Raw genomic sequence first — 4780 nt, 5'->3', positions numbered from 1 at the left:
CCTGTTTTTCCAATTCATACTTTAAACAAGCCTCATATGCGCCCTCCAGCAATCCCGGTCCAAGAGTGCTGTGTACCTGAATCGCCGCCCCAATAATCTTTTCAGATATTTTATTCAATTGCATCGTTCTCTGTGCTCTCTGTGCACTCTGTGGTTTTATTTTTTATGGTTTGCTCAATAAAAAAATGCAAATATCCTCGACAAGCATTCAATTTAGAGACTTAATATTTGCATAACTATCATGTCTAAAAAATTAAATTGCCATGACATTAGTGCTTCCTTACCCGGCTCTTTCCCGGCACTGCTCTCAAGCATGCGGGAGAATGACTCCCAGCCGCCGCTGGCACCGCCCTTGCTGAACCGCTCTTCTATGATTTGCATATCCCGCTTGTGGATCTCTTCCTTCAGCTCCTCAATCTTATCGAAATGCTCTTTCAGGTCCACTCCCTGCTGCTGGATCACGGGCATGTCGCCATCATTTCGCAGGATGCCCTGGCTGGAGAGTTCTGCATCAGTGATCTGGCGGATAAGCTGCTCGTCCCCTTCTTCCAGCCGCTTGAGGAGGAGGGCTTCCTTGAAGTCCCTGGGTTTGTACTTGAGCTTGAGTCTTTTTTGTCGTACAGGCGCTTCTTCCTCTTCAGGGAATCTGTCCTCGCCTTCGAATTCATAGTAACCCACTTTCATGCGTCTGGGTGAAATGCACAAAATGGTGTACTTACCACCGCCGAATTGTTCGAAGAGTTCTGTGGCGTCCTCATATGTTGGAAAGCTATCATAGATGCCGACGGTCCGGATCTTGCCTGAGTTGGAACGGAAGGTTTTGTTCACATTCCAGGACTGTTCGGGGAGGGTGTCCAGGTACTTGATGAGGTCTGCAAGGGTTTTTGCTCTGGATCGTATGCCCAGTCTTTGCTTGAACTCGTCCAGGTCGGTGATGTCGGTAATCAAGCCGGCTGGGGGGTGGATTGAAATGTGTTCTTTTTTTAGGAATTTATTAAGGAACATGGTTTTTTGTTTCGGTAGTTTTTCGGATTTTTATCGGTGTTGCATCGGTTGGGTTTCGGTTTAATAAGTTTTAAGTTTGCCAATTCAAGTCCTCCTTTAAGTTCTCCTAAGACCAACTTTTTGTCTTTGCTGATATTAGGCGATTCAATAATATCTTTTGATATATCCCATACTTTTTGCCATGAAATCCAACATACCTTGTCTGAAAAAGTCTTACTAAAAGGACCTAGCTCTTTTTTTGCATCTGATTCGGAATCAGGAGTGATTACTAGTATCAACCATTCAGAAGAAAGCTCGGTTTTCTCCATTGCTTGACAATATCTTTCTATTTGGTTATGTAAATCGTTTGGCTTTAGCTTCGCAATTGGTACAACTTTATTTTCTAACCCTAATGTGAAGATCTTTCCCTTGAAAACTGCATCTAATCGACCGAATTCTGCCGATCCATCTAAAGAAGAATCTATACTATCTAGTTGTAGATCATCTTTTTCGAACTGTGAGACTAGCTTATTAAATTCATCTATCCGCCCAAAATAATGAGATTGTTCAAATATTTTTAATAAAAACTGTGGATATCTTTCGTTGACCCATACAAAAATTCCTGTTAGAAGGTTTTCGTTTTGTGCTCCTTCTTCCCCCGATCTAGCTTTCTTAGCAATTTCGTATAGACGCAACATATATAATCACAGACTTCTTACTTTCTATTTATATTTTTCACCCCCCCTCCACAAACGCCGGATGATGCCTCCCAAACGACTCCTGCGCTTCCTCATAACTCACTTACTTGCTCTTGGTTTTAAGGAAGGTGATCTCGCAGGTATTGCGGTTCCACAGCTCGATCCTGGACTCTAGGACCTCACTGGGTCCTGCAGGCAGAATTGTCTTTGCGTCCTTTGTGGTTCATTACTCAAATTCTATGGACCATTTTTTAGAATCCCTCTACCCCCCTTTTACTCAGCCTCCCGCGTAGCATGGTGTAGTTCAAAAGCTAATGTGGTTTTGTGAATGGCGAGGTTATGCCGATATATTTTGGATGGCTCCGGCGCTTTCCGTTACGTCAAAACATTCAGGACTACACACGTGCAAGCAAAGACCATAAATTTATAATACTAACAAGTTCAAAAAAGAGATTAGATGTCAGCTGCAATAAAAAGCATATATGCAACAATAACAGACCACATCCAGATGGTAGGGTATCGGGAGATTGTCGAAGCTCATGGAAAAGCCAGAGGATTGGCAGGATTTGTTTTTAATGATGTTGATGGTTCGGTTAAAGTTATGGCCCGTGGACCGGAATCTGTTCTAACCGAATTTATCCATGATTTGAAATCAGACCGCTCAGACACTACCATAGATACCATAGAAATTATTGAAGATATCGCCCTGCCTTCACCATTTGGCAGGATTGCAGTGGATGATGTTAAGGAATATATGGGACGGTTTGATAAAGGCATTGGAATATTAAATGAGATAAATATCCAACTTGAAAATCATACCGGTTCATTGAACGAACATACAACATTGCTTCAAGGGATGAATAATAAACTTGATGTTCTTAATAGTGTGAATGATAAACTTGATTCACTACCCGAAAGAATGGCCGAAGCAATGAAGAAATAATTGTATCTACCTCCTATCGCCTTCGTCTCCTTGCTGTGCCCAGCCGCCTTCGCAGACACATCAGGATCACCGCCATTAAGATCATGATGCCTCTCTCCTGCCTCCCTTAGTCCCATTAATGTAATCAGATGATACTCCCTGCCGCTCGGCTTGATGGACTGAAGTTTCTGGATATTCAGCAGCCTGGCCCACTTATTGATCATCTTCTCGAAATGCCGCAGGGTCAGCAGCTTCCCGTTCCTCCCGTTAATGAAAATGTGCCCCTTCTTCCTGTTGCCCATATAGTGCCGCAGCATCTCGCTGGTATTGCTTGTTAGCTTCATGGTCTTGGGCGCACCCGGGATGTGGCGCCTGGTCCAGCGGTTGTACTTGCCCTTGGTCTTGGGGAAGGTGATCTCGCCGGTGTTGCGGTTCCACAGCTCGATCCTGGACTCCAGGACCTCCCTGGGTCGGGTGGTGGTCTCGTAGATCATCCTAGAGAAGAGCTTTTCCTCGAGGAGAATAACATAAACCACAAATGCATAACAATCATATTAGTAAACTACTTATATACTAATATACAATTTTGACCTATAATGGACTTCAAACTTTCAGAACTCGAACTGTGCATAATAGTCATTCTCGATAATTCACCCACCATTAGCGAACTTGCCAAGCGCACAGGAGTTACTGCAGGATATATTTCGAGGCTAATAACATCCCTGCAGCATAAAGGGTTTGTGGAGGTCTCAAAAACAGGTATCACCAAGCATGTGAGACTGAGTAGCAACCTGCATGCTGTGAAACTCAAAACCACCCTTCATAACCGAAGCTATATGCCCCTTACGAGACTCCTGGCTGGGTCAAACATACAGGTTTTCGCTGTTCTGTCTGCCGGAAAAGCAGACATTACTCGTTTGCTGGATGAGAGCGGGATATCAGAAGCAACGATCCGTCGCAATATCAGGGCGTTCAAAAAATATGCCATTGTGCTCCATCGGGATACAGAATATGAATTATCCCAGGACCTGAAAGATATCAGAGAATTCCTAAGGGATTATTGCTCCTACTTCGCAGTATCCACATTAAACAAAATATCATCGCAAGGTCGGTTTATCGCATCCCATGGCTTTGAATTTCTTTTTGCTTCAGACATAACGATCACACTTGAAAATATAAAACCCACCGGATTAACTGAAATATCAAAAATAATCCCGCTCATGCAGACTGAGAACCATTATTTCTATTCATTGAGGGAACTGTCATGCGAAGAAATTGCAGTCCATGCAATTACCATAGATCCATACAATAAAAGGAACCTGACCTATGTAATATTATACATGTTAAAAACAAAAACCGATTCAAACCGGTTTATTAAAATTTCACATCAGTATGGCATTGATATTGCAAAAAGCATAGTAAACCTGATAAATACCTGGAAACAACCTGAAGAAAAATTCATGCCGTCACCCTTGTATATCAAACAAAAGGCAGTGGAGTATGACATAAAATGGCACGAATAGCATTTAATGAAAAGTATGTATTTGATGAACTGGAAAAGGTCGGTAATACTTTGACAATATCGGTTAACCTTTACCTCTTAGGCGGCGCTGCTATGATACGATATGGTGTAAAAGCTGCTACAAAAGATATTGATGTTCTTCTATCTACCCAAAAAGAGGTAGAGGAACTGGTCTTAGCTCTTGATATATCAGATTACAAACAGAAACAGACCAGCAAGCTGACACCAGAATACAGAATGATGTCAGCAACCCGGATTCTTGAAAACGCTGATGGTTTCAGGTGGGATATTTTCCATGAATACGTATGTAAAAAACTCAGGTTATCTTCCGGTATGATCAACCGGGCAAAAATCCTTATGGAAAAGGGGCCGTTGAAAGTCTGGATAATTTCAAAAGAAGATATCTTCCTTCTTAAAAGCGTCACTCAAAGAGATGATGATGAAGACGATCTCTTATTACTGGCAAGGTCGGGCTGACAAGCTGGACAAACTAAAAACTTCATTTGGACTTGAAACTCCAATAGCTGATCGCATCTCAAAGAGGTCAAACGAGCAAATGGAAATATGGTTTGAGGAGAGAATCATCAGGGAACTGACTATTAATCCTAAGACACTGGTTGAACTGATTGAAAGATTCGGATGTGATGAAAAAAC

Annotated in this window: 8 protein-coding genes; 4 read left to right on the top strand and 4 right to left on the bottom strand. The window is 42.3% G+C overall.

Translation table 11 applies throughout. The annotated features are described in order from the left end of the window. The 3 genes from IBX40_11035 to IBX40_11025 form a co-directional block, all read right to left on the bottom strand. A partial coding sequence (locus IBX40_11035) for a GxxExxY protein (GenBank protein ID MBE0524852.1) occupies positions 1-124 on the bottom strand: 124 nt, incomplete at its 3' end. A gap of 89 nt (positions 125-213) precedes the next feature. Further along, positions 214-1005 carry a hypothetical protein gene (locus tag IBX40_11030; GenBank protein MBE0524851.1) on the bottom strand — a complete coding sequence of 264 codons (792 nt, stop codon included), beginning with the start codon at positions 1003-1005 and terminating at the stop codon, positions 214-216. Then, on the bottom strand, positions 984-1682 hold the full coding sequence (locus IBX40_11025) for a PD-(D/E)XK nuclease family protein (GenBank protein MBE0524850.1): 699 nt from the start codon (positions 1680-1682) through the stop codon (positions 984-986). Before IBX40_11025 ends, IBX40_11030 begins: the two co-directional genes overlap by 22 nt. A gap of 457 nt (positions 1683-2139) precedes the next feature. Between IBX40_11025 and IBX40_11020 the strand changes: the two genes are divergently transcribed. Continuing rightward, positions 2140-2625 carry an acylphosphatase gene (locus tag IBX40_11020; protein ID MBE0524849.1) on the top strand — a complete coding sequence of 162 codons (486 nt, stop codon included), beginning with the start codon at positions 2140-2142 and terminating at the stop codon, positions 2623-2625. On the opposite strand, the gene IBX40_11015 is transcribed toward IBX40_11020, so the two are convergent. Then, complete coding sequence (locus IBX40_11015) at positions 2532-3098, bottom strand: hypothetical protein (protein ID MBE0524848.1); 567 nt, start codon at positions 3096-3098, stop codon at positions 2532-2534. The genes IBX40_11020 and IBX40_11015 overlap by 94 nt on opposite strands. A 102-nt stretch (positions 3099-3200) precedes the next feature. Between IBX40_11015 and IBX40_11010 the strand changes: the two genes are divergently transcribed. The 3 genes from IBX40_11010 to IBX40_11000 all read left to right on the top strand — a co-directional run. Continuing rightward, entirely contained in the window at positions 3201-4127 is a 927-nt protein-coding gene (locus IBX40_11010; GenBank protein ID MBE0524847.1) for a MarR family transcriptional regulator, read from the top strand. Further along, on the top strand, positions 4115-4603 hold the full coding sequence (locus IBX40_11005; protein ID MBE0524846.1) for a hypothetical protein: 489 nt from the start codon (positions 4115-4117) through the stop codon (positions 4601-4603). The genes IBX40_11010 and IBX40_11005 overlap by 13 nt, the downstream gene beginning before the upstream one ends. Continuing rightward, positions 4560-4780: hypothetical protein (locus IBX40_11000; GenBank protein MBE0524845.1), on the top strand; the 221-nt coding region annotated here is incomplete at its 3' end. The genes IBX40_11005 and IBX40_11000, both read left to right, overlap by 44 nt.

This window comes from Methanosarcinales archaeon, from assembly GCA_014859725.1.
In the GTDB taxonomy this organism is placed as follows: Archaea; Halobacteriota; Methanosarcinia; order Methanosarcinales; family Methanocomedenaceae; genus Kmv04.
The sequence above is the reverse complement of the archived record's forward strand: the minus strand, read 5'-3'. Positions and strand labels throughout refer to the sequence as shown.